At 70.4% G+C, this 22,430-nt stretch carries 20 protein-coding genes; 6 read left to right on the top strand and 14 right to left on the bottom strand.

Annotation, left to right across the window (positions count from 1 at the left end; translation table 11 throughout):
* Nucleotides 1–97: 97 nt before the first annotated feature.
* From ACFWUZ_RS27410 to ACFWUZ_RS27395, 4 genes are all read right to left on the bottom strand, one after another.
* On the bottom strand, nucleotides 98–1,723 hold the full coding sequence (locus ACFWUZ_RS27410) for a cytochrome bc complex cytochrome b subunit (protein ID WP_384378285.1): 1,626 nt from the start codon (nucleotides 1,721–1,723) through the stop codon (nucleotides 98–100).
* The gene (locus ACFWUZ_RS27405; RefSeq protein ID WP_384378282.1) at nucleotides 1,720–2,778 is read right to left on the bottom strand and encodes a Rieske 2Fe-2S domain-containing protein; all 1,059 of its coding nucleotides are present in this window, start codon (nucleotides 2,776–2,778) and stop codon (nucleotides 1,720–1,722) included. Before ACFWUZ_RS27405 ends, ACFWUZ_RS27410 begins: the two co-directional genes overlap by 4 nt.
* Nucleotides 2,775–3,584, bottom strand: coding sequence for a c-type cytochrome (locus ACFWUZ_RS27400; RefSeq protein WP_384378279.1), 810 nt, complete (start codon nucleotides 3,582–3,584; stop codon nucleotides 2,775–2,777). Before ACFWUZ_RS27400 ends, ACFWUZ_RS27405 begins: the two co-directional genes overlap by 4 nt.
* Nucleotides 3,585–3,660: 76 nt before the next feature.
* Nucleotides 3,661–4,281 carry a heme-copper oxidase subunit III gene (locus ACFWUZ_RS27395; protein ID WP_384378276.1) on the bottom strand — a complete coding sequence of 207 codons (621 nt, stop codon included), beginning with the start codon at nucleotides 4,279–4,281 and terminating at the stop codon, nucleotides 3,661–3,663.
* 197 nt (nucleotides 4,282–4,478) lie between these two features.
* On the opposite strand from ACFWUZ_RS27395, the gene ACFWUZ_RS27390 reads away from it, so the two are divergent.
* On the top strand, nucleotides 4,479–4,880 hold the full coding sequence (locus tag ACFWUZ_RS27390; RefSeq protein WP_384378273.1) for a hypothetical protein: 402 nt from the start codon (nucleotides 4,479–4,481) through the stop codon (nucleotides 4,878–4,880).
* A 158-nt stretch (nucleotides 4,881–5,038) separates the two neighbouring features.
* On the opposite strand, the gene ACFWUZ_RS27385 is transcribed toward ACFWUZ_RS27390, so the two are convergent.
* The 4 genes from ACFWUZ_RS27385 to coxB all read right to left on the bottom strand — a co-directional run bounded on the left by ACFWUZ_RS27385 (nucleotide 5,039) and on the right by coxB (nucleotide 9,512).
* Entirely contained in the window at nucleotides 5,039–6,283 is a 1,245-nt protein-coding gene (locus ACFWUZ_RS27385; protein ID WP_384378270.1) for an Ig-like domain-containing protein, read from the bottom strand.
* Between the two features lie 129 nt (nucleotides 6,284–6,412).
* The gene (locus ACFWUZ_RS27380; protein WP_384378267.1) at nucleotides 6,413–6,811 is read right to left on the bottom strand and encodes a cytochrome c oxidase subunit 4; all 399 of its coding nucleotides are present in this window, start codon (nucleotides 6,809–6,811) and stop codon (nucleotides 6,413–6,415) included.
* The gene (ctaD, locus tag ACFWUZ_RS27375; RefSeq protein ID WP_384378264.1) at nucleotides 6,808–8,541 is read right to left on the bottom strand and encodes a cytochrome c oxidase subunit I; all 1,734 of its coding nucleotides are present in this window, start codon (nucleotides 8,539–8,541) and stop codon (nucleotides 6,808–6,810) included. Before ctaD ends, ACFWUZ_RS27380 begins: the two co-directional genes overlap by 4 nt.
* Nucleotides 8,538–9,512, bottom strand: coding sequence for a cytochrome c oxidase subunit II (gene coxB, locus ACFWUZ_RS27370; protein WP_384378261.1), 975 nt, complete (start codon nucleotides 9,510–9,512; stop codon nucleotides 8,538–8,540). Before coxB ends, ctaD begins: the two co-directional genes overlap by 4 nt.
* 283 nt (nucleotides 9,513–9,795) lie before the next feature.
* Here coxB and ACFWUZ_RS27365 point away from each other — a divergent pair, with 283 nt between their 5' ends.
* Nucleotides 9,796–11,175: a cysteine desulfurase/sulfurtransferase TusA family protein gene (locus ACFWUZ_RS27365; protein ID WP_384378258.1), complete on the top strand. Its 1,380-nt coding sequence runs from the start codon at nucleotides 9,796–9,798 to the stop codon at nucleotides 11,173–11,175.
* 147 nt (nucleotides 11,176–11,322) lie between these two features.
* Here ACFWUZ_RS27365 and ACFWUZ_RS27360 read toward each other — a convergent pair whose 3' ends face one another.
* Complete coding sequence (locus ACFWUZ_RS27360; RefSeq protein ID WP_384378256.1) at nucleotides 11,323–12,300, bottom strand: carbohydrate kinase family protein; 978 nt, start codon at nucleotides 12,298–12,300, stop codon at nucleotides 11,323–11,325.
* A gap of 132 nt (nucleotides 12,301–12,432) precedes the next feature.
* Between ACFWUZ_RS27360 and ACFWUZ_RS27355 the strand changes: the two genes are divergently transcribed.
* Nucleotides 12,433–12,672 carry a hypothetical protein gene (locus ACFWUZ_RS27355; RefSeq protein ID WP_384378253.1) on the top strand — a complete coding sequence of 80 codons (240 nt, stop codon included), beginning with the start codon at nucleotides 12,433–12,435 and terminating at the stop codon, nucleotides 12,670–12,672.
* A 76-nt stretch (nucleotides 12,673–12,748) separates the two neighbouring features.
* The gene (locus ACFWUZ_RS27350; protein ID WP_384378250.1) at nucleotides 12,749–14,182 is read left to right on the top strand and encodes a hypothetical protein; all 1,434 of its coding nucleotides are present in this window, start codon (nucleotides 12,749–12,751) and stop codon (nucleotides 14,180–14,182) included.
* An 88-nt stretch (nucleotides 14,183–14,270) separates the two neighbouring features.
* Here the strand turns inward: ACFWUZ_RS27350 and ACFWUZ_RS27345 are convergent, their stop codons facing one another.
* Nucleotides 14,271–14,627 (bottom strand): iron-sulfur cluster assembly accessory protein, encoded by a 357-nt coding sequence (locus ACFWUZ_RS27345; protein ID WP_362048541.1) that lies wholly within the window; start codon nucleotides 14,625–14,627, stop codon nucleotides 14,271–14,273.
* 295 nt (nucleotides 14,628–14,922) lie between these two features.
* On the opposite strand from ACFWUZ_RS27345, the gene nadA reads away from it, so the two are divergent.
* Nucleotides 14,923–16,110, top strand: coding sequence for a quinolinate synthase NadA (nadA, locus tag ACFWUZ_RS27340; protein WP_384378246.1), 1,188 nt, complete (start codon nucleotides 14,923–14,925; stop codon nucleotides 16,108–16,110).
* A 95-nt stretch (nucleotides 16,111–16,205) separates the two neighbouring features.
* On the opposite strand, the gene ACFWUZ_RS27335 is transcribed toward nadA, so the two are convergent.
* The 3 genes from ACFWUZ_RS27335 to ACFWUZ_RS27325 form a co-directional block, all read right to left on the bottom strand.
* Nucleotides 16,206–19,337 carry an efflux RND transporter permease subunit gene (locus ACFWUZ_RS27335; RefSeq protein ID WP_384378243.1) on the bottom strand — a complete coding sequence of 1,044 codons (3,132 nt, stop codon included), beginning with the start codon at nucleotides 19,335–19,337 and terminating at the stop codon, nucleotides 16,206–16,208.
* A 178-nt stretch (nucleotides 19,338–19,515) separates the two neighbouring features.
* Nucleotides 19,516–20,256, bottom strand: coding sequence for a response regulator (locus ACFWUZ_RS27330; RefSeq protein WP_384378240.1), 741 nt, complete (start codon nucleotides 20,254–20,256; stop codon nucleotides 19,516–19,518).
* Between the two features lie 46 nt (nucleotides 20,257–20,302).
* Nucleotides 20,303–21,124 (bottom strand): adenosylcobinamide-GDP ribazoletransferase, encoded by an 822-nt coding sequence (locus ACFWUZ_RS27325; RefSeq protein ID WP_384378237.1) that lies wholly within the window; start codon nucleotides 21,122–21,124, stop codon nucleotides 20,303–20,305.
* A gap of 85 nt (nucleotides 21,125–21,209) precedes the next feature.
* On the opposite strand from ACFWUZ_RS27325, the gene ACFWUZ_RS27320 reads away from it, so the two are divergent.
* On the top strand, nucleotides 21,210–22,064 hold the full coding sequence (locus ACFWUZ_RS27320; protein WP_384378234.1) for a hypothetical protein: 855 nt from the start codon (nucleotides 21,210–21,212) through the stop codon (nucleotides 22,062–22,064).
* A gap of 86 nt (nucleotides 22,065–22,150) precedes the next feature.
* Here ACFWUZ_RS27320 and ACFWUZ_RS27315 read toward each other — a convergent pair whose 3' ends face one another.
* Nucleotides 22,151–22,429, bottom strand: a complete 279-nt coding sequence (locus ACFWUZ_RS27315; protein ID WP_384378231.1) for a hypothetical protein — start codon at nucleotides 22,427–22,429, stop codon at nucleotides 22,151–22,153.
* Nucleotide 22,430: the final 1 nt, after the last annotated feature.

The following is a 22,430-nucleotide window of genomic DNA, read 5'->3' as shown; positions in this document are numbered from 1 at the left end:
GGGACGGCAAAGAGCCCCGTCCAGACACTGGACGGGGCTCTCACCGTGGCGACACCAGGACTGGCCGAAACCGGTCCCTCATGCGTGCAACAGGGGATCAGTGGTGGCCGTGGCCGCTCTGGATCTCCTTGTACTCCTCCACCGTCGGCTTCGGGATCTGGTTGTCCTCCGCGTAGTAGCCCTTACTGAGCTTCGCGCGCAGCTTCTCCGTGCCCTTGACCTTGCGCACGACACCGTTCTCGTCGACCGTCGGGCCGATCTCGACCGGCGCGTACTGCTCGTGAGCGGTGAGGGTGTGCAGCTTGCCCTGCGGCAGCGGCTCGTGGACCTCGACGAACTCACCGTGCGGCAGGCGCTTGATGATGCCGGTCTCGCGACCGTGCAGCACCTTGTCCCGGTCCCGGCGCTGGAGGCCGAGGCAGATCCGCTTGGTGACGATGAAGGCGATGACCGGACCGACGAAGAAGCCGATGCGGGCGAACCAGGTGATCGAGTTGATCGACAGGTGGAAGAACTGCGCGAACATGTCGTTTCCACCGGCGATCAGCAGGATGACGTACCAGGTCAGCCAGGCCACACCGAAGGCGGTACGGGTCGGGACGTTGCGCGGGCGGTCCAGGATGTGGTGCTCGCGCTTGTCCCCCGTGACCCAGGCCTCGACGAACGGGTACACCGCGATCGTGGCCAGCACCAGCGGGAAGATCACCAGCGGGATGAACACGCCCAGGACGAGCGTGTGGCCCCAGAGGTTGATCTCCCAGCCCGGCATGGCACGGATGAGGCCCTCGGAGAAGCCCATGTACCAGTCGGGCTGCGCACCCGTGGACACGTGGTCCGGAACGTACGGACCGAGCGCCCAGATCGGGTTGATCGAGGCGACGCCCGCGATGACCGCGATGATGCCGAAGACCAGGAAGAAGAACCCGCCGGCCTTCGCCATGTACACCGGGAGGAGCGGCATGCCGACGACGTTGTTGTTCGTCTTGCCGGGCCCGGCGAACTGGGTGTGCTTGTGGTAGAAGACCAGGATCAGGTGCGCCACCAGCAGACCCAGCATGATGCCGGGCAGCAGCAGGATGTGGATCGAGTAGAACCGGGCCACGAAGTCGTGGCCGGGGAACTCGCCGCCGAAGAGGAAGAACGACAGGTACGTGCCGACGATCGGCACGGACAGGATCGCGCCCTCCATGAAGCGGACACCGGTGCCCGAGAGCAGGTCGTCCGGCAGGGAGTAACCGGTGAAACCGGTGAACATGCCGAGGACCAGCAGCAGGAAGCCGAACAGCCAGTTGACCTCGCGCGGCTTGCGGAACGCGCCGGTGAAGAAGACGCGCATCATGTGCACCATCATCGCCGCGACGAAGATCAGTGCCGCCCAGTGGTGGATCTGCCGGATGAGCAGACCGCCGCGGACGTCGAAGCTGATGTCCAGGGTCGAGGCGTAGGCCTCGGACATGCGGACGCCCTGCATCGGCACGTACGAGCCGTGGTACACGACCTCGTTCATGCTCGGGTGGAAGAAGAGCGTCAGGTACACACCCGTGAGGATGATGATGATGAAGGTGTACAGGCAGATCTCACCCAGCATGAAGGACCAGTGGTCCGGGAAGATCTTGCGCATGTTGGCCTTGGCCAGGCCGTAGATGCCCAGGCGGCCGTCCGCCCAGTCAGCCACGCGTTCGCCGGCCGGCGCCTTGCGCCCAGTGTCAGTGGCGGTGCTCATCCGCGCTCCCAGAAGGAAGGACCGACGGGCTCTTCGAAGTCACCGAGCGCTTCGAGGAAGCCTTCGGCATTGACTCCGATCCGCAGCTGCGGAAGCGCGTGACCGGCCGGACCGAAGATGACCCGGGCGCCGTCGGAGAGGTCGAAGGTGGACTGGTGGCACGGGCAGAGCACGTGGTGCGTCTGCTGCTCGTACAGGCTGATCGGGCAGCCGACGTGGGTGCAGATCTTGGAGTAGGCCACGATGCCCTCGTGGGACCACTCCAGTTCCTTCTTGTCCTTGATGTCCTCCGGCTGGATCCGGACGATCATCAGGGCCGCCTTGGCGATCTGCGACATGTAGTCGTGCTGCTCCTCCTCCAGGCCCTCGGGCATGGCGAAGGTCAGCGAACCGACGATGACGTCCTCGGGACGCAGCGGCTCCATCGTGTTCTGGTTGATGAGCAGCTTGCCCTTGGCCCAGAGCGTCTTGCGGAGCTTGTCCTCGGGCAGCGGGCCGAGGTCGCGCAGGATGACGATGCCGGTGAGCGGCACCAGGGCCAGCGCACCGAGCATCGTGCGGCGGATCAGCGGGCGGCGGGTGATGTTCGACTCGTCCGTACCGGCCCGGAAGTCGCTCATGACCTGCGCCTTGACCTCGGGCGAGGCCGCGATCTCGTGGCGCGTGTCGGCGATCTCCACGTCGGACATCAGGGTGCGGGCCCAGTGGACCGCACCCGCGCCGATGAGGAAGAGGGCCAGGCCCAGGGTCACACCGAGGCTGAAGTTGAGCGCGCTCACCTTCCCGATGGGGAAGATGAACACGATCTTGTCGATCGGGATGGCCACGAAGGCGACGATGAAGCCGATCGTGGACAGCATCGACAGCGTGAACATCAGGGCGACGGTGCGCTCGGAGCGCTTGGCCGCCGCCTCGTCGATGTCCTGGATGCGCGGCCGGTGGGCCGGCATCCCGGGGTCGGCGAACGGGTCGTCCGCGACCGCTACGGCACCGTGGTGCCCGTCACCCTGCTCGCTCGGCAGGTGCTTCTCTTCGGGAATGTCTTGGCTACTCATGACTTCTTGGCCTTAGCGGTGTGGGCCGCGACCCAGACGGCGACAGCGATCAACGTACCCAGACCGAAGATCCAGCCGAACAGACCCTCGGAGACGGGGCCGAGGCCGCCGAGCTTGAGGCCACCGGGGTTCGTCGACTTGTCGCCGTTCACGTTCTGGAGGTACGCGATGATGTCCTTCTTCTCCTTCTCCGGCATCGTGCTGTCCGGGAAGGAGGGCATGTTCTGCGGGCCCGTGAGCATGGCCTCGTAGATGATCTTCGGCTCGACGTCCGCGAGGTTCGGGGCGTACTTGCCGTTCGTCAGCGCGCCGCCCTCACCGGTGAAGTTGTGACACTGCGCGCAGTTGTTGCGGAACAGCTCACCACCCTTGGCGATGTCGGCACCGGCCGGGTCGTACTGCTTCTCGGTCGGCACGCTCGGGCCCGCACCCAGGGACGCGATGTACGCGGCCAGCTGGTCGATCTGCGCCTGCGTGTAGATCTTGGGCTTCTTCGGCACCTGGACGCCGGGCTGCTGCGCGGGCATGCGGCCCGTGCTCACCTGGAAGTCGACGGCTGCGGCGCCGACCCCGACCAGGCTCGGGCCGTCAGAGGAACCCTGGCCGCCGGTTCCGTGGCAGCTTGCGCAGCCCACGGCGTACAGCTTCTTGCCCTCCTCGATGGCGAGGGACTGGGCGGTTTCATCGGCCTGCGCCTTGCCTGCCGGCGCGAAGGCGGAGTACAGCCCCCCAGTGGCCGCCAGCGCGAGGAGTAGAACGACGACCGCCGCCAGCGGATGGCGTCGTCGTGCGGAGAGCTTTTTCACGGATTACCCCGGTGTCAGGATCTTCTGCGTCGGTGTTTCTGGATGGAGTGCCGGGACCTGCCCGGTGACGTGTTCGCTACTTGATCAGGTAGATCGTCGCGAAGAGGCCGATCCAGACGACATCGACGAAGTGCCAGTAGTAGGACACGACGATGGCCGACGTGGCCTGTTCGTGGGTGAACCTCTTGGCCGCGTACGTCCGGCCGAGGACCAGCAGGAAGGCAATGAGACCGCCCGTCACGTGCAGTCCGTGGAAGCCGGTGGTCAAGTAGAAGACCGAGCCGTACGGACCGGACGAGAGGCTCATGCCCTCGTGCATGACCAGCTCGGTGTACTCGAACACCTGGCCGCCAATGAAGATCGCACCCATGACGAACGTGATGATGAACCACGTCCGGAGCTTCTTCACGTCACCCCGCTCGGCGGCGAAGACGCCGAGCTGGCAGGTGAGCGAGGAGAGCACCAGGATCGTGGTGTTCGTCGCCGAGAAGGGCAGGTTCAAGGCCGAGGCCTCCGCTGTCCAGTACTCGGCGCCCATCACGGATCGCAGGGTGAAGTACATCGCGAAGAGGGCCGCGAAGAACATCAGCTCGGAACTCAACCAGATGATGGTTCCGACGCTGACGAGGTTCGGCCTGTTGACCGTCGGGTGCGCGTGCCCGGTATCTACTGTCGTTGCTGTCGCCACGACCGACATTATGTCGGTCGCTTATCCCGCCCTCACCCTGGGGGGTGCCGTTCGGAGTGTCCGGGGCGTGTGCAAGGCCCGAACGGCCCATCGGACAGGCCTCGAAAGCAAGCCGGCGATGCTGCCCGAACCGATGTTGACACGGGGTCGGACGGAGTAGCATCCGCGCATCAAGAGCGTGATTCACGGACACGTGGAGGAACGAAATGCGGGCGACTGCGCGGGTTCTGGTCTACAGCGACGACGCGGGCACCCGGGAGCAGGTGCGGCTGGCGGCCGGTCGCAGGCCCGCCGCGGACCTGCCGCCGGTGGAGTTCCTGGAGTGCGCGACCCTTCCGGCCGTCCTGTTGCTGCTGGACGCGGGCGGCATCGACGCGTGCGTGCTGGACGGCGAGGCGGTCCCGGCCGGGGGCATGGGGGTGTGCCGGCAGATCAAGGACGAGATCTTCCGCTGCCCGCCGGTGCTGCTGCTGATGGGGCGCCCCCAGGACGCCTGGCTGGCCACGTGGAGCCGCGCGGACGCGGCCGTCACCCTTCCGGTGGATCCTGTGGAGTTCGCGGACGCCCTGGCGGGCCTCCTGCGGACCCGGCTGTCCCTGGACGCGTGAGACCGCCCCTCCCGTCCCGCGGGCGCGCGCACGGCCGCCTGCGGGACCTGGGCGGCGGGCGGGCCGCCGGGGCGCGGTGAGGTTGCGGGGCCGCGGCGTACGGGCCCCGGCGCCCGCGCCCTCGCGGGGCGCAGGCGGGGCTCCGCGCCGGCCGGTGCCTAGACGGTGGGCCGCAGACGGGCCTGGTCGATCGGGCTGCGGCCTTCCTGAGTGCCCTTCAGCAGGGCGCTGCCCTCCCGCCAGTCCTTCCAGTCCATGTTCCAGTCGCCGAAGCCGTTGCCGAAGATGTCCATGTCGTCGCCGATGCTGTTGACCACCTGGACGATGTCGCCTTCGGTGATGTTCTCGTAGAACCAGGCGGCGTTGCCGGTGCTCATGCCCGTGCAGCCGTGGCTGACGTTGGCGTAGCCGTGCGAGCCGACCGACCAGGGGGCGGCGTGGACGTATTCACCGCTCCAGGTGACGCGGGTGGCCCAGTAGACGGGCAGGTTGTAGTACTCGCTGCCGCCGATGCCGACGGTGTCCCCGCGCATCTGCACGTAGTACTGCTTGCCGAGCACCACCTTGACGCCGTTGCGGGTGGAGAAGCCGGGCTTGCCGGTGGTCACCGGAATGGAGTTGATCACTTCTCCGTTGCGCTTGAACGTCAGCCAGTGCGAGGCGGCGTCGGTGGTGACCTCCACCCGGTCGCCGATCTCCAGCTTCAACGGCGTGGCGGCGGCCCCGTGGAGCTCGTCGGTGATCTTGATGCCTTCGAGGTTGCTCCGTACGGAGACCTCGGTGTTCGCGGGCCAGTAGTCCTTGGGCCGGTAGTGGAGCCTCTTGTCGTCCACCCAGTGCCAGGCCCCCTCGACGCCGGGAGGGGCGTCCACGACCAGGCCGCGCTCCACGACGGCGCGGGCGGCCTTGTCCTTGACGGGCTCGCTGAGGTCGGCGGTGAGGGGCTGCCCGACGCCGTACTTGCCCTCCTCGGGGCCGAACTCGACCTTGAGGAGCGTCTTGGCCGGGGTGGTGTCGAAGGTGAGCGTGCGCTGCCCGGGAGCGCCCCGCTCGTCCTCGGTGCTCACGGTGACCGTGTAGCGGACCCCTGCGGCCATCGGGGCGGTGCTGTGCCAGCGGTCGCCCTTGGCGGTGAGTTCGCCCGCCAGGTGGCGGCCGTGGACGTCCACGACGCTCACGTCGGTGATCCGGCCCTCCCCGCTCTTGGCGGTGACCTCCAGGGGCCGGCCGGGGTCCACGGGTCGGCTGCCGGCGGCCTGGTTGAAGGCGACCTGATCGCCCGCGTCGTACGGGCGGGCGGACAGCGGGTTGTCGCCGGACCCGCATGCGGTGGCGCCGGCCCCGAGGGACGCGACCAGCAGGGAGCAGCTGAGTACCGTCCAAAGACGCGGTGAGTGCTTCATGGGGCCAACGCTATGAAGATATGACAAATACGGCGCGCGGGATGACTGCAAACGAGGGGCCCGGACCCCTCCGAAGAGGTGTCCGGGCCCCAGGTGCCGTGCGATGCGGCCGCGTGAACGGCGCGGGTGCTACTGGTTCTGGTTCTCACCGCGGTAGTACTCGTACACCCAGCCCCACAGGCCGATGAGGATCAGCGGGGCGGAGAAGTACATGAGCCACCAGCCGAAGACGACGCCCATGAAGGCGAACGCGCCACCGATCGCCAGCGAGAGCGGCTGCCAGCTGTGCGGGGAGAAGAACCCCAGCTCGCCCGCCTCGTCGGCGACGTCGGCGTCCAGGTTGTCCTGGGCCATCTCGTCGACGCGCTTGGCCGTGAAGGCCAGGTAGTAGCCGATCATGACGCTCAGGCCGAAGGCCAGGAAGAGCGCGGTGGTACCGACGGGCTCCTTCGACCACACGCCGTACACGACGGCCATGATCAGGATGAAGAAGGAGAGCCAGAGGAACATCTTGCCCTGGATCTTCACTTGCCGGCCTCCTTGCCACCGGTGACGGCCTTGGCGCTGCCACCGTGGTCCTCGAGGTGGTCGAGGGCCGCGATCTCCGGGTGGTGCAGGTCGAACGCCGGGGATTCGGAACGGATCCGCGGCAGGGTGAGGAAGTTGTGCCGCGGCGGCGGGCAGGACGTCGCCCACTCGAGCGAACGGCCGTAACCCCACGGGTCGTCGACCTCGATCTTCTTGCCGTACTTCGCCGTCTTCCAGACGTTGTACATGAACGGCAGCATCGACAGGCCCAGCAGGAACGAGCTGATCGTCGAGATGGTGTTCAGCGCGGTGAAGCCGTCGGCGGCGAGGTAGTCCGCGTAACGACGCGGCATGCCCTCGGCACCCAGCCAGTGCTGCACCAGGAACGTGCCGTGGAAGCCGATGAACAGCGTCCAGAAGGTGATCTTGCCGAGGCGCTCGTCCAGCATCTTGCCCGTGAACTTCGGCCACCAGAAGTGGAAGCCGGAGAACATCGCGAACACCACGGTGCCGAAGATGACGTAGTGGAAGTGCGCGACGACGAAGTACGAGTCGGAGACGTGGAAGTCCATCGGGGGCGAAGCCAGGATGACGCCGGTCAGACCACCGAAGGTGAAGGTGATCAGGAAGCCGACGGCCCAGAGCATCGGTGTCTCGAAGGACAGTGAGCCCTTCCACATGGTGCCGATCCAGTTGAAGAACTTCACACCGGTCGGTACCGCGATCAGGAAGGTCATGAAGGAGAAGAACGGCAGCAGCACACCACCGGTGACGTACATGTGGTGGGCCCACACCGTCACCGAGAGGCCGGCGATCGCGATCGTCGCACCGATCAGACCGATGTAACCGAACATCGGCTTGCGGGAGAAGACCGGGATCACTTCGGAGATGATTCCGAAGAACGGCAGGGCGATGATGTACACCTCTGGGTGTCCGAAGAACCAGAAGAGGTGCTGCCACAGCAAGGCGCCGCCGTTGGCCGAGTCGAAGACGTGCGCACCGAACTTCCGGTCGGCCTCCAGCGCGAAGAGCGCGGCGGCCAGCACCGGGAAGGCGAGCAGGACCAGGACACCGGTCAGCAGCACGTTCCAGGTGAAGATCGGCATGCGGAACATCGTCATGCCGGGAGCGCGCATGCAGATGATCGTGGTGATGAAGTTGACCGAGCCGAGGATCGTGCCGAAGCCCGAGAAGGCCAGACCCATGATCCACATGTCGGCGCCGATGCCCGGCGAGCGGACCGCGTCCGACAGCGGGGAGTAGGCGAACCAGCCGAAGTCGGCCGCACCGTTCGGCGTGGCGAAGCCGGCCACCGCGATGGTCGAGCCGAAGAGGTACAGCCAGTACGCGAACATGTTCAGCCGCGGGAACGCCACGTCGGGCGCGCCGATCTGCAGCGGCATGATCCAGTTGGCGAAACCGGCGAACAGCGGCGTCGCGAACATCAGCAGCATGATCGTGCCGTGCATCGTGAACGCCTGGTTGAACTGTTCGTTCGACATGATCTGCGTGCCCGGACGGGCCAGCTCGGCGCGCATGAAGAGCGCCATGATCCCGCCGATGATGAAGAACACGAACGACGTGACCAGGTACATCGTGCCGATGGTCTTGTGGTCGGTGGTGGTGAGCCACTTCACGACCACGTTGCCCGGCTGCTTGCGCCGTACCGGCAGCTCGTTCTCGTACGAGTCGGCTGCGGCGGCACCCTGAGGTTCGTTGAGGATGCTCACAGTTTGTTCGTCTCCGCATTCCGGGCCGGGTCGGTCTGCTTGATGCCCGCCGGCAGGAAGCCGGTCTGCCCCTTCTCGGCCAGCTGCTTCAGGTGCTCCCGGTACTTCTCCGGCGAGACGACCTTGACGTTGAAGAGCATCCGGGAGTGGTCGACGCCGCAGAGCTCGGCGCACTTGCCCATGAAGGTGCCTTCTTGGCTCGGGGTGACCTCGAAGACGTTGGTGTGGCCCGGGATGACGTCCTGCTTGAACAGGAAGGGGACCACCCAGAAGGAGTGGATGACGTCGTTGGACGACAGGATGAAGCGGACCTTCTCACCCTTGGGGAGGACCAGGGTCGGCCCCGGGTTGCCGGTCTGCGGGTTCCGGTCGCCCGGGACGCCCTTCTCGTAGACGCCCTCGGCGCCGGCGGGGAAGGCCTTGGAGAAGCGGTCCGGGATGGAGTCGAGTTCCTTCGGAACCTCGCCCGCCTTCGGGGTCGCCGCGTCACCGTCGACGTTCTCGACGTAGTTGAAGCCCCAGCTCCACTGGTAGCCGATCACGTTGATCGTGTGCGCCGGCTTGGCGGAGAGGGAGAGCAGCTTCGACTCGTCACGCGCGGTGAAGTAGAAGAGCACCGAGACGATGATGAGCGGAACCACGGTGTACAGCGCCTCGATGGGCATGTTGTACCGGGTCTGCGGCGGAACCTGCACCTTCGTCCGGCTACGCCGGTGGAAGATGACGCTCCACATGATCAGGCCCCACACCAGGATGCCGGTGATGAGCGCGGCTGCCCAGGATCCCTGCCACAGGGAGAGGATGCGCGGCGCCTCCTCGGTTACCGGGGTCGGCATTCCGAGGCGGGGGAAGTTTTTCCATGTATACGAGCAACCAGTGGCGGTCGCCAGGACCACGCCCGCAGTCAGCGCCTGCAGCAGCTTCCGCCGCATCGGGCGCCGCGGCGAGCGGTCGGAGCCGTAGGGACTCACGTAGCGCCTTCCCGAGAGTCTCGGCCCGCGCGGCCGGCCGCGGCCGTGTTCGGGTCGGTCGCCGGCCCTGACGCAGGCAGGGGTTTGGATGTTTATGCGGACCAAACCCTACTGGACGCTATTTGGGGTCGCGCGGGGAGGGTGCCCAACGCGCCGCTACTGCCCCCGAAGGGATGGATCCGCCGTCCGGGGGACGGTGCGGACGGCCCTGACCGGACCGCTCCGGAAGACATCTGACGGCCCCTGACCTCGGCCGGTGCCCGGCTCCGGCTAGCGTGACCGGATGCCGTACTTCGACACCGCGTCCGCCGCCCCCCTGCACCCCGTGGCCCGGCAGGCGCTGCAGGCCTCCCTGGACGAGGGCTGGGCCGACCCCGCCCGGCTGTACCGGGAGGGGAGGCGCGCCCGGCTGCTGCTGGACGCGGCGCGCGAGGCGGCCGCGGAGGAGGTGGGATGCCGCCCCGACGAGCTCGTGTTCACTCCTTCGGGGACGCACGCGGTTCACACGGGCCTCGCGGGGGTCCTCGCCGGGCGCCGGCGTGTCGGCGGCCACCTGGTCGTATCGGCGGTCGAACACAGTTCTGTCCTGCATGCGGCGGACGCGCACGAGCGGTCCGGAGGGACCGTCACCCAGGTCCCGGTGGACCGGTACGGGGCGGTGGACCCCGCCGGGTACGCCGGCTCCCTGCGGCCGGGGACGGCCCTGGCCTGCCTCCAGTCGGCCAACCACGAGGTGGGCACCCTCCAGCCGGTGGCCGAGGTCGCCGAGGCCTGCGGGGCCGCCGGGGTGCCGCTGCTGGTGGACGCGGCGCAGTCGCTGGGCTGGGGCCCGGTGGAGGGGGCCTGGTCCGTGCTCGCCGCGAGCGCCCACAAGTGGGGCGGCCCGCCCGGCGTCGGCCTGCTCGCCGTCCGCAAGGGGGTCCGGTTCTCCGCCCAAGGCCCTGCGGACGAACGGGAGTCGGGGCGCTCCCCCGGCTTCGCGAACCTCCCCGCGATCGTGGCGGCGGCGGCCTCGCTGCGGGCCGTACGGGCCGAGGCGGAGGCTGAGGCGGCCCGGTTGCGGGTCCTGGTGGACCGGATCCGGCGGCGGGTGGTGCGGCTGGTCCCGGACGTGGAGGTGGTCGGCGCCCCGGACCGGCGGCTGCCGCACCTCGTCACCTTCTCCTGCCTGTACGTCGACGGGGAGAGCCTGCTGCACGAGCTGGACCGGGCCGGCTTCTCCGTATCCTCCGGCTCCTCCTGCACCAGCTCCACGCTGACCCCCAGTCACGTGCTGCGGGCGATGGGGGTGCTGTCGGAGGGGAACGTGCGGGTGTCCCTGCCGGCGGGGACCACCGCGGAGGAGGTCAACGCATTCCTGGAGGCGCTGCCGGGTGCGGTGGCGGGCATACGGGAGAAGCTCGGGGCGGGCGAGGCTCCGGCGGCGGCGCCGGAGGCGGATTCCCTGGAGCTGGACGCGCTCGGCCTGCGGTGCCCCCAGCCCGTGATCGAGCTGGCCCGGGCCATCGGGCGGGTCCCGGTGGGCGGCACCGTGACGGTCGTCTCCGACGACGAGGTGGCCCGGCTGGACGTCCCGGCCTGGTGCGCGATGCGGGGCCACGCCTACCTCGGCGAAGCCGGCCGTCCCACGGGAGTCGCGTACACGGTCCGCCGCCTCGTCTGACCCCGCTCCGCCGGGCACCGGGCTCCGCCCGGACCCGTGCCTCGAACGCCGGCGGGGCTCAGTGTTTCGGCCTCGCCGGCGTTCGAGGCGCGGGGTCTGGGGCGGAGCCCCAGCAACGGCGCCGCACCCGGACCCCGCGGCCCGCCGTCAGGCGGGAAGGTGGGACCGGACCTCCGACGCGGCTTCTTCGCCGTAGGCCTTCGTGAAGCGGTCCATGAAGTGCGCCCGGGCCAGGGTGTACTCCTGGGTGCCGAGGGTCTCGATGACCAGCGTCGCGAGCATGCAGCCGAGCTGCGCCGCACGCTCCAGGCCGACGCCCCAGCCGAGCCCGGTCAGGAACCCGGCGCGGAACGCGTCGCCGACACCGGTCGGGTCGACCTTCGCGGTCTCCTCGGGGCAGCCGACCACGATGGGCTCCTCGCCGGACCGCTCGATCCGCACCCCGTTGGAGCCGAGGGTGGTGACCCGGGTGCCGACCTTGGCGAGGATCTCCTCGTCGGTCCAGCCCGACTTCGACTCGATGAGGCCCTTCTCGTACTCGTTCGAGAAGAGGTAGGTCGCGCCCTCCATCAGCGTGCGGATGTTGTCGCCGTCCATCCGCGCGATCTGCTGGGAGAAGTCCGCGGCGAAGGGGATCCCGCGGGTGCGGCACTCCTCCGTGTGGCGGAGCATCGCCTCGGGGTCGTCCGCGCCGATGAGGACGAGGTCCAGGCCGCCCACCCGGTCGGCGACGGACTTCAGCTCGATCAGGCGGGCCTCGCTCATCGCGCCCGTGTAGAAGGAGCCGATCTGGTTGTGGTCGGAGTCCGTGGTGCACACGAAGCGCGCGGTGTGCAGCACCTCGGAGATGCGGACGGACTCGGTGTCGACCCCGTGCCGGTCCAGCCAGGCGCGGTACTCGTCGAAGTCGGAGCCCGCGGCGCCCACCAGGACCGGGCGGCTGCCGAGCTGCCCCATGCCGAAGCAGATGTTCGGGCCGACGCCGCCCCGCCGGACGTCGAGGTTGTCGACGAGGAAGGAGAGGGAGACCGTGTGCAGCTGGTCCGCGACCAGCTGGTCGGCGAAACGGCCCGGGAAGGTCATCAGGTGGTCAGTGGCGATGGAGCCGGTGACTGCGATACGCACGGCGTGGATGCTCCTGCGAAGGACGGCAAGGGGACAGTCAAAACTACCCGGTCAGGAGCCCAGGTCCGACCGTACGAAACTACCCCGTAGTAGGTCTTTCTTCACGTACGTCGGGGTGCCTACGGTTCGGACATGACCTTCACCTCAGGCTCCGGTCGTACCGAGTACACCCCCGACGCGCGCGCCGCGGAAGTATCCCGGCAGCCAGATCTGGCCCGGCTGCTGGGTGACTGCGCCCGGATGGCCCCGCACTGGACGGTCCCGGCGGGCCCCCGCCCGGCCCGGGTGGCGCCCTCGCAGATCCACGGGATCAGGGTGCCCGCCGCCTCGGCCCGGCTGATCGCCGCGACCGCCGAGTACGGGGACCGGTAGCTCCCGGGGAACCGGTTTCGCGTCTGCTCCGTCCCACCCCCATCAGGTACGACGGAACGGGCGAAGGAGCGATGCGGTGACCAGCGAAGAACCCGACACATCAGGCGGCACACGGCGGCGGCCGGCCTGGGCCATCGGCTCGATCGCGGCCGCCGTGCTGCTCGCGGGCGGCGGGACGGCGTACTGGGCGTCCACGGCCCACGGCGACGCCGCCGGGGGCGGCCGCGGCGCCGACAGCGCCGCCTCCGCGCCCCGTGACGCGGGCGGCCCCTCGGGGCCGGGCATCGCGCCCGGGGAGCCCGACCCGTCCGGCGGCGGCGTGGTCTACCGGGCCGAGGTCGATCTGCCGGAGGCGCCGGCCACCGCGCCGTCCTTCACGGCGTCGGGCGAGGTGTCCTCGGCGGAGGTGGCCCGGCTCGCCGCGGCCCTCGGGATCTCCGGCGCCCCGCGGCAGAACGGCGAGGTCTGGCTGGCCGGGGAGGCCGCCGACGGCTCCGGCCCCCGGCTCACGGTGACCCGCAAGGCCCCGGGGACCTGGAACTTCACCCGCTTCCAGGGGGGCGGCGGCACGGGGGACGACTGCGTGCGCGGGAAGGACACCTGCGGCCCCGCCACCCTGCCCCGGGACGCCGGGGACGCGGCCGGCGGGCAGCCGGTGTCCGAGGAGGCCGCCAAGGCCGCCGCGGCCCCGGTACTGGCCGCCGCCGGGCTGGAGGGCCCCCGGCTGGACGCCCGGCTGACCCAGGGCGCGGTACGGGTGGTGACGGCGGATCCGGTGGTCGGCGGGCTGCCCACCCAGGGCTGGTCCACCCGGGTGAGCGTGGACGCGGGCTCCCAGGTGGTCGCGGGCAGCGGTGAGCTGAAGGCGCCCGAGAAGGCGGGCGACCAGCGGGTGGTGGGCGCCGTGGAGGCGCTGGCCCGGCTGAACGCCGCGTCGGGCGGATCCGACGGCACCGGCCCGGGGCCGAGCGGCTGCGCGACCTCGGTCCCGCTGGACCCGGCCGACCCGCCGGGGGCCACGGACACGCTGCCGTGCAATCCGGAGCCGCGGCCGATGAAGCCCCCGCGCACGGAGACGGTACGGGGCGCCGCGCTCGGGCTGGTGCCCGGCACGGTGGGCGGGGCGCGGGGCCTGGTCCCGGCCTGGCTCTTCGAGGTGGCGGGCAAGGACGGCGGACCGGGCCGTACGGTCGCCCAGCCGGCCGCGGCCGAGGAGCCGCCGTCGCCGGTCCCGCCGAAGGACGGGCGCACCGTCCCCGGGTTCTCGTACCAGGAGGCGGACCGGAAGCTGACGGTGAACTTCTGGGGCAGCGTGTGCTCGGCCTACGCCCTGGAGGCGCGGGAGCAGGCCGGGTCGGTCCTGGTGAAGATCACCGACACCCCGAACCAGCCGGGCCAGGCGTGCATCATGCTCGCGCAGGAGATGTCCCTGACGGCGACGCTCCAGCAGCCGCTGGGCGACCGGAAGGTCGTGGACGCGACCACGGGCAAGCCGCTGGCACGGCAGTAGCACCCGGACAGCCCGGGACATGCGCGAGGGCCCGCCCCGCGGTCGGATACGACCGTGAGGCGGGCCCTTCGCGTGGGACCCGTCAGGCTTAGCTGAAGGAGTCGCCGCAGGCGCAGGAACCCGTGGCGTTCGGGTTGTCGATCGTGAAGCCCTGCTTCTCGATGGTGTCGACGAAGTCGATGGACGCGCCGTGGAGGTACGGGGAGCTCATCCGGTCGGTGACAACCTTCACACCGTCGAAGTCCTTCACGACGTCACCGTCGAGGGAACGCTCGTCGAAGAAGAGCTGGTAGCGCAGGCCGGAGCAGCCACCGGGCTGGACGGCGACGCGCAGGGCGAGGTCTTCGCGGCCCTCCTGCTCCAGCAGGGCCCTGACCTTGCCGGCGGCGGCGTCGGACAGGAGGATGCCGTCGCTCACAGTGGTCTTGTCGTCCTGTACGGACATCTGCATTCACTCCCGAAGTGGGCGGCTCCCCGCCGGAGACAGGGAAACGTCGGACTCTTGCCGTCGGTGGCAACGAGCGGGGCCGCGGATTCATTCCGGGTCCCGACGCATGGTTCAGATATTCATGCTCGCACACCGCGCGCGGGGACGGACCGGACCGGCCGAGCGCTAATGCGTCACATTGACACTATCGGCATCGTCAAACTGACGTGAAGAGGCTATGATAGATAGCGTCAAATAGACGAGAAGTCGAAGTCCGTCGCTTTCAGAACTCCTTTGTCGCAGAACAGAAAGGGTGCGTGTCGTGACCACCGCCCAGCCTTTGGACGTCCAGCCGACGCCCCTCGCCCTGCTGCTGCTCGGCCGTGAGGCCGACCCGAAGAGCGAGCGCGGGGTGGAATGCCCCGGCGACCTGCCCTCGCCGTCGGACCCGGACCTGGTGGCGCGTGCCCGCGCGGCCAAGGAGAAGCTCGGGGACAAGGTCTTCATCCTCGGCCACCACTACCAGCGGGACGAGGTCATCGAGTTCGCCGACGTCACCGGTGACTCCTTCAAGCTGGCCAAGGACGCGGCGGCCAAGCCGGAGGCCGAGTACATCGTCTTCTGCGGCGTCCACTTCATGGCCGAGTCCGCGGACATCCTGACCTCGGACGACCAGAAGGTGGTCCTGCCCGACCTCGCCGCCGGCTGCTCGATGGCCGACATGGCCACCGCCGAGCAGGTCGCGGAGTGCTGGGACGTGCTGACCGAGGCCGGCGTGGCCGAGCAGACGGTCCCCGTCTCGTACATGAACTCCTCCGCCGACATCAAGGCCTTCACCGGCAAGCACGGCGGCACGATCTGCACCTCCTCCAACGCGAAGAAGGCCCTGGAGTGGGCGTTCGAGCAGGGCGAGAAGATCCTCTTCCTGCCGGACCAGCACCTGGGCCGCAACACGGCCGTCCGCGACATGGGCATGTCCCTGGACGACTGCGTGCTGTACAACCCGCACAAGCCGAACGGCGGTCTGACCGCCGAGCAGCTGCGCGACGCCAAGATGATCCTGTGGCGCGGGCACTGCTCGGTCCACGGCCGGTTCTCGGTCGACTCGGTCAACGACGTCCGCGCCCGCATCCCCGGGGTGAACGTCCTGGTCCACCCCGAGTGCAAGCACGAGGTCGTGGCGGCCGCGGACTACGTCGGTTCGACGGAGTACATCATCAAGGCGCTGGAGGCGGCCCCGGCCGGCTCCAAGTGGGCCATCGGCACCGAACTGAACCTGGTCCGCCGACTGGCGAACCGTTTCGCCGCCGAGGACAAGGAGGTCGTCTTCCTCGACAAGACGGTCTGCTTCTGCTCGACCATGAACCGCATCGACCTCCCGCACCTGGTGTGGACCCTGGAGTCCCTGGCCGAGGGCAACCTCGTCAACCGGATCCAGGTGGACGAGGAGACGGAGAGCTTCGCCAAGCTCGCCCTGGAGCGGATGCTGGCGCTGCCGTAGCCGCGGGCACGGGCACGGACGGAAGGGGCACCCCGAGGGGTGCCCCTTCCGTCCGTCCTCCCCCGGCCCCCGGTGCGCCGGGGGCCGGGCCGGGGTCAGACCGTGGCGGGCGACTCGTCGTCCGAGGAGGCCGCCGGGCCCGGGACCACCGTCAGGCGGTCCCGCTTCTTCGCGCGGCGGCGCTCCTTGCGGAGTTCGACCATCGTGTAGAGGGTCGGCACCAGGAGCAGGGTCAGCAGCGTCGAGCTGACCAGCCCGCCGATCACGACCACCGCGAGCGGCTGCGAGATGAACCCGCCCTCGCCGGTGACGCCCAGCGCCATCGGGAGCAGGGCGAAGATGGTCGCCAGGGCCGTCATCAGGATCGGGCGGAGCCGGTGCCGGCCGCCCTCGACCACGGCCTCGACGACGCCCAGGCCCTGCGCCCGGTACTGGTTGACCAGGTCGATCAGGACGATCGCGTTGGTCACCACGATGCCGATGAGCATCAGCATGCCGATCATCGCCGGAACGCCCATCGGGGTGCCGGTGACGATGAGCAGGCCGAGCGCGCCCGTCGCCGCGAACGGGATGGAGACCAGCAGGATCAGCGGCTGGACCAGCGAGCGGAAGGTCGCGACCAGCAGCATGAACACGATCGCGACGGCCGCGAGCATCGCCAGGCCCAGCGAGCCGAACGCCTCGTCCTGGTCCTCGGAGACCCCGCCGACGGACGCGGTGGCCCCGGCGGGCAGGTCCAGCGCCTTCAGCTTCGTCTGGAGCGCGGCGCTGATCGCGCCGGTGTTGTCGCCGAGCGGCTTCGCGGTGACGGTGGCGGCGCGGGCGCCGTCGATCCGGGTCATCGCGACCGGGCCGGGGACCTCCTTGACCTCGGCGATGTCGCCGAGCTTCAGCGGGCCGACCGGGAGGGCCCGGAGCGCGGCCAGGGTGGCGGCCGGCTGCGCGGACCGGATGACGATGTCGCGCTCGGTGTCGTCCAGTACGGCCTTGCCCGCGGGGGTGCCCCGTACCGCCTGGGCGACGAGCGCGCCGAGAGCGGTCTGGTCCAGGCCCGCCTCCGCGGCCCGGGGGGTGGCGGTGACCGAGATGCGGGGCACGGACTGGGAGAGGTCGCTCTGGACGTCGGTGACGTCCTCCAGCTCGGCGACCTCGGCGCGGACCTGCTCGGCGGCCTGGGCGAGGACCTCGCCGTCACCGGCCTTGACGACCACGCTGAGGTTCTGGCTGCCGAAGCCGTCGCCCGCCACGATCCGGGTCCCGCCGATGCCGTCGAGCCCGGCCAGCGCGCCCTCGATGTCCTTCTTCACGGCGCCCGCGTCGCCCGCGTCCTCGAGCGAGACCTGGTACGAGGCCTGGTGGGAGCCCGTACCGCCGCCGAAGGCCGCGAGGAAGCCGGAGGAGCCGACGGTGACCTGGTAGCTCTTGACGCCCTCGATCCCGGCGAGCGCCCGCTCCACCTTGCGGCTCGCCTCGTCGGAGGCGGCCAGCGAGGTGCCGGGGGCCAGCTCCTGCTTGACCGTCAGGACGTCCTGCTCCCCCTGGTCGAAGAAGTTGGTCTTCAGCAGCGGGGTCATGCCGAAGGTGCCCACGAGGACGACCACGGCGATGGTCACGGATGTCAGGCGGCGGCGCGTGGCGAAGCCCAGGACCCGTACGTAGAAGCGCTGGAGGCGGCTGCGCGCCTCCTTCTCCTCGGCTTCGCGGCGGGCCTCGGCGGCGCTCTCGGCGTCACCGGCCGTCACGCCCCGGGGGGCGCGCAGGAACCAGTACGAGAGCACCGGCACGACGGTGAGCGAGACGAGCAGCGAGGCCAGCAGGGCCGCGGTGACGGTGAGCGAGAAGGAGCCGAACAGCTCGCCGATCATGCCGCCGACGAGGCCGATCGGCAGGAAGACCGCGACGGTGGTGAGCGTCGAGGAGCTGACCGCGCCGGCGACCTCCTTGACCGCGGTGATGATGGCGGCCCCGCGCTCCTCGCCGTAGCCGAGGTGGCGCTTGATGTTCTCCAGGACCACGATCGAGTCGTCGACGACCCGGCCGACGGCGATGGTGAGCGCGCCCAGCGTGAGCATGTTGAGGGACAGGTCGCGGGTCCAGAGCACGATCAGCGCGAGGACGACGGACAGCGGGATCGAGACCGCGGTGACCAGCGTCGAGCGCAGCGAGCCGAGGAAGACCAGGATCACGAGCACCGCGAAGAGCAGGCCGAGCAGGCCTTCGGTGGTCAGACTGGAGATGGACTTGGCGACGGCCGGGCCCTGATCTGCGACGACGGTCAGCTCGGCGCCCGCGCCGAGGGTGGAGCGCAGCTCGGGCAGCTTGTCCTCGACCGCGTCCGAGATGGCGACGGCGCTGCCGTCCTTGTCCATGGTCAGGACGAGGGCGAGGCTCGGCTTGCCGTTGGTCCGGGTGAGGGAGACGGGCTCGGTCGGCTCCTGCCGGACGGTCGCCACGTCACCGAGCCGGACGGCCGGCTTGCCGGGGCCGGGGCTCAGCCGCAGGTCCTCGATCTGGGCGAGGGAGGTGTAGCCGGCGCCGACGCGCACGCTCCGGTTCCTGCCCGCCTCGTCGAAGGAACCGGCGGGCACGGTCGCGCCGCCCGCCTGGAGGCCCCGGGCGAGGGCGGCGCCGTCGAGGCCAGCCGCCGCCACCTTGGCGTCGTCGGGGGTGACGGTGACCTGGAGCTCCTGGACGCCGTCGACGGTGACCTGGCCGACGCCGTCGATGTCCGACAGGACGGGGACGACGGAGCCCTCCAGCTGGTCGGCGAGCGCCTGCTGGTCCTTGTCGGAGGTGACCGCGAGGACGACCGTGGGGATGTCGTCGGTGGAACCGGCCACCACCTGCGGGTCCACCTCTGCGGGCAGCCGGACGCGGGCCCGGTTGACGGCCTGCTGGACGTCGGCGACGAGCTGCTTGGTGCCGCTGTCGCCGTAGTCGAAGGTGGCCATGACGAGGGCGTTGCCCTCGCTCGCCGTGGAGGTGATGCCGGTGATGCCGTCGACGCCCTTGAGGGTGGCCTCGATCGGCTCGACGACCTGCTTCTCCACCACGTCGGGCGAAGCGCCCTGGTACGGCGCGAGCACGGACACCATCGGCAGTTCGATGGACGGCAGCAACTGCTGCTTGAGCTGCGGGACGGCTATGGCGCCGAAGAGCAGCGCCACGATCGACACGAGGCCGGTCAGCGCTCTCTGGGAGAGGCTGAAGCGGGACAGCCAGGACATGGGCGGGGGTCTCTCTGCCGTGACGAATACGCGGCCGTGCCGTCGGCACGCACCAGGGAACTCCCACCCTGTCCCACGGCACGGGCGCGCTGCGTCGCTCGCAGGTCCCGTCCTCAGGTGCGGCATACCGCGTCCGCAGTACGCCGTACTCCTGCGGGCCGGCCCGGCCCGCGGACCGCTACTCCGAGCGGGGCCGGACCAGTCCCGATTCGTAGGCGATGACCACCAATTGGGCCCGGTCGCGGGCGCCCAGCTTGGCCATGGCCCGGTTCACGTGGGTCTTGACCGTCAGCGGGCTGACCTCCAGGCGTCCGGCGATCCCGTCGTTGGAGAGTCCGGCGGCCACGTGGACGAGGACCTCGCGCTCCCGCACGGTCAGCGCGGCGAGCCGCTGCGCGTGCGCCCCGGCCGTGGTGCCGGAGGGGTCCTGGCCGGCGCCGTCGCCCTGGGCGAGGAAGGTGGCGATGAGCCCCTTGGTGGCGGCCGGGGAGAGCAGCGCCTCGCCGGCGGCGGCGACCCGGATGGCGTTGAGCAGCTCATCCGGTTCGGCGCCCTTGCCGAGGAAGCCGGAGGCGCCGGCCCGCAGCGCCGAGGCGACGTACTCGTCGACCTCGAAGGTCGTCAGCATCACCACGCGTACGGCGGCCAGTTCCGGGTCCGCGCTGATCATGCGGGTGGCGGCGAGCCCGTCGGTGCCGGGCATCCGGATGTCCATGAGCACGACGTCGGCGCGCGTCCGCCGGGCGAGCTCGAAGGCCTCGGCCCCGTCGCAGGCCTCCCCCACGACCTCCATGTCGGGCTCGGAGTCGACGAGCACCTTGAAGGCGCTGCGCAGCAGGGCCTGGTCGTCGGCGAGGAGGACCCGGATGGGTGCGCGGGGGGCGGTCGGGTCCGTCGGGTCCGTCGGGGTGTGATCCACGGGACGAGCGTACGCGGACGCCCCCGGGCGGACCGCCCCCCGGGGATCAGCCCAGCGCGAGCACGATCAGGGCGGCGGTCGCGGAGACCTCGGCCAGGGCGCCGAAGACGTCACCGGTGACCCCGTCGAAGCGGCGCACGCAGCGGCGCAGGAGCAGTTCGGCGGCGAGCAGCCCGGCCAGGACCGCCGCGGCGTGCCGACCCGCGGCGGGCAGGCCCAGCGGGAGGGCGGCGGTGGCGGCGAGCGCCACGGCCACGGCGGCCAGGGCCGCGGCCGAGCCGCGCGGCACCGCACCCGCGACGGCCGCACCGAGTCCCCCGGGACGGGCCGGCGGGACGCCCCGGCGGCAGGCCAGGGTCATGGCGAGACGGGCGGTCACGGCGGCGACGGCCGCGGCGAGGCCGCCGCGCACCCAGCTGTCCGCGTACACCTCGGCCAGGGCGGCCACCTGCACGATCAGCACGAGCACGAGGGTGACGACGCCGAAGGGGCCGATGTCGGACTGTTTCATGATGCGCAGCGCCGCCTCGGCCGGCTTGGCGCTGCCCAGCCCGTCGGCGGTGTCGGCGAGCCCGTCGAGGTGCAGCCCCCGGGTCAGCGCGGCGGGCACGGCGACGGTGACGGCCGCGGCGAGCAGCGGGCCGGCGCCGCACACCAGCAGCAGCATCCCGGGAGCCGCCGCGAGCAGGCCCACGACCAGCCCGGCCAGTGGGGCGCAGAGCATTCCGGTACGGGCGGCGGGGCGGTCCCAGCGGGTGATGCGGGCGGGCAGCACGGTCAGGGTGCCGAACGCGAAGCGGACCCCGTCGCGCAGCGAGGCGCGTTCCGGGGGCGGCGGCAGCGGGGGGCCTTCGAACGAATCTGTCATCGGCGCGAACGCTACCCGCTTACAGTGGGCGGTAAATTGCCCAATACCGTCCAAATGGGCAGCCGCCGCGGAGAGGGTCGGTGCGATGGGTCACTGGTGGTACCGCAACGTCCTCGAACCCGGAAAGCTGCCCCTGCTGCTCGCCCTGCTCTCGTTCGTGCTCTCCTTCCTGATCACCCGGGTGATCACCCGCATGATCCGCGCGGGGAGGGGGCCGTTCAAGAACGTCACGCCGGGCGGAATGCACGTCCACCACGTGGTGCCGGGGGTGATCCTGGTGGTCATCGGCGGGTTCGGCTCGGTGGGCAGCAGCCGGTACAGCTTCGGAGCGCTGCTCTCGGCAGTGATCTTCGGGCTGGGCGCGGGCCTGGTGCTGGACGAGTTCGCGCTGATCCTGCACCTCGACGACGTCTACTGGAGCGAGCAGGGCCGCAAGAGCGTGGAGATCGTGGTGCTGACGGCCGCGGTGGTGGCGCTGGTCCTCGGCGGCTTCCTGCCCTTCGGGGTCAACGAGCTGACCCCGGACGAACGGCAGAGCCGCGGGCTGGTCGTGATGAACACCGCCAGCAACTTCTTCCTGGCCCTGATCGCCCTGTGGAAGGGCAAACCGCGCACGGCGGTGTTCGGCACGGTCATCCCCTTCGTGGCCCTGATCGGCGCGATCCGCCTCGCCCGGCCCGGGTCCCCGTACGCGAAGAGGTTCTACGCGAAGCGGCCGCGGGCCCGGGCCAGGGCGGGGCTGCGCGCCTTCCACCACGACCGGCGCTGGGCGGCGCCGCGCCGCAGGTTCGAGAACTTCATCGGCGGGACCCCCGATCAGGTGCTGGCGGTGCACGGGGGCGAGGCGGCGGGCACCGGACCGGCACCGGGCACGGGCGGCACCGGCGGCGGCAGCAGCGGCAGCGGGGATGCGGAACAGCCGCCCGCACCGCCGCACTGAAAGGCCGACGGGCCCGCTCGGAGGGAGCGGGCCCGTCGTGCCGTCGGTGACCGGGGCCGTCCGCCCTGCGGCGGGACGGCGGCGGCTCAGCCCGGGATCAGGCCGTCGTCGCTGAGCATGCCCCGGACCTCGTCGAGCGTCGCGCCCGGCTCGGGCAGGATCAGCTCCGACGGTTCGAGCGCCTCGTCGGGAAGGGGTTCGCCGAGCCGGCGTACGGCATCGAGCAGCGCGCCCAGCGTGCGCCGGAAGCCCTCTTCGTCGCCGCCCTCCATCTCCGCGAGGAGTTCGTCGTCCAGCTTGTTGAGCTCGGCGAGGTGCTCGTCGCCGAGGCTCACCTGGCCTTCCCCCATGATGCGGACAATCATG

This window comes from Streptomyces sp. NPDC058646 (genome assembly GCF_042716875.1).
Classification (GTDB): Bacteria; Actinomycetota; Actinomycetes; order Streptomycetales; family Streptomycetaceae; genus Streptomyces.
This window is presented reverse-complemented; position numbering and strand designations above follow the sequence as displayed.

Coding starts and splice junctions, on each gene's coding strand:
- ACFWUZ_RS27325 (WP_384378237.1), bottom strand. CDS start 21,124: ATGACAGATTCGTTCGAAGGCCCCCCGCTGCCGCCGCCCCCGGAACGC.
- ACFWUZ_RS27355 (WP_384378253.1), top strand. CDS start 12,433: ATGACCTTCACCTCAGGCTCCGGTCGTACCGAGTACACCCCCGACGCG.
- ACFWUZ_RS27315 (WP_384378231.1), bottom strand. CDS start 22,429: ATGATTGTCCGCATCATGGGGGAAGGCCAGGTGAGCCTCGGCGACGAG.
- ACFWUZ_RS27345 (WP_362048541.1), bottom strand. CDS start 14,627: ATGTCCGTACAGGACGACAAGACCACTGTGAGCGACGGCATCCTCCTG.
- ACFWUZ_RS27395 (WP_384378276.1), bottom strand. CDS start 4,281: ATGTCGGTCGTGGCGACAGCAACGACAGTAGATACCGGGCACGCGCAC.
- ACFWUZ_RS27410 (WP_384378285.1), bottom strand. CDS start 1,723: ATGAGCACCGCCACTGACACTGGGCGCAAGGCGCCGGCCGGCGAACGC.
- ACFWUZ_RS27390 (WP_384378273.1), top strand. CDS start 4,479: ATGCGGGCGACTGCGCGGGTTCTGGTCTACAGCGACGACGCGGGCACC.
- ACFWUZ_RS27335 (WP_384378243.1), bottom strand. CDS start 19,337: ATGTCCTGGCTGTCCCGCTTCAGCCTCTCCCAGAGAGCGCTGACCGGC.
- ACFWUZ_RS27385 (WP_384378270.1), bottom strand. CDS start 6,283: ATGAAGCACTCACCGCGTCTTTGGACGGTACTCAGCTGCTCCCTGCTG.
- ACFWUZ_RS27365 (WP_384378258.1), top strand. CDS start 9,796: ATGCCGTACTTCGACACCGCGTCCGCCGCCCCCCTGCACCCCGTGGCC.
- ACFWUZ_RS27405 (WP_384378282.1), bottom strand. CDS start 2,778: ATGAGTAGCCAAGACATTCCCGAAGAGAAGCACCTGCCGAGCGAGCAG.
- ACFWUZ_RS27320 (WP_384378234.1), top strand. CDS start 21,210: ATGGGTCACTGGTGGTACCGCAACGTCCTCGAACCCGGAAAGCTGCCC.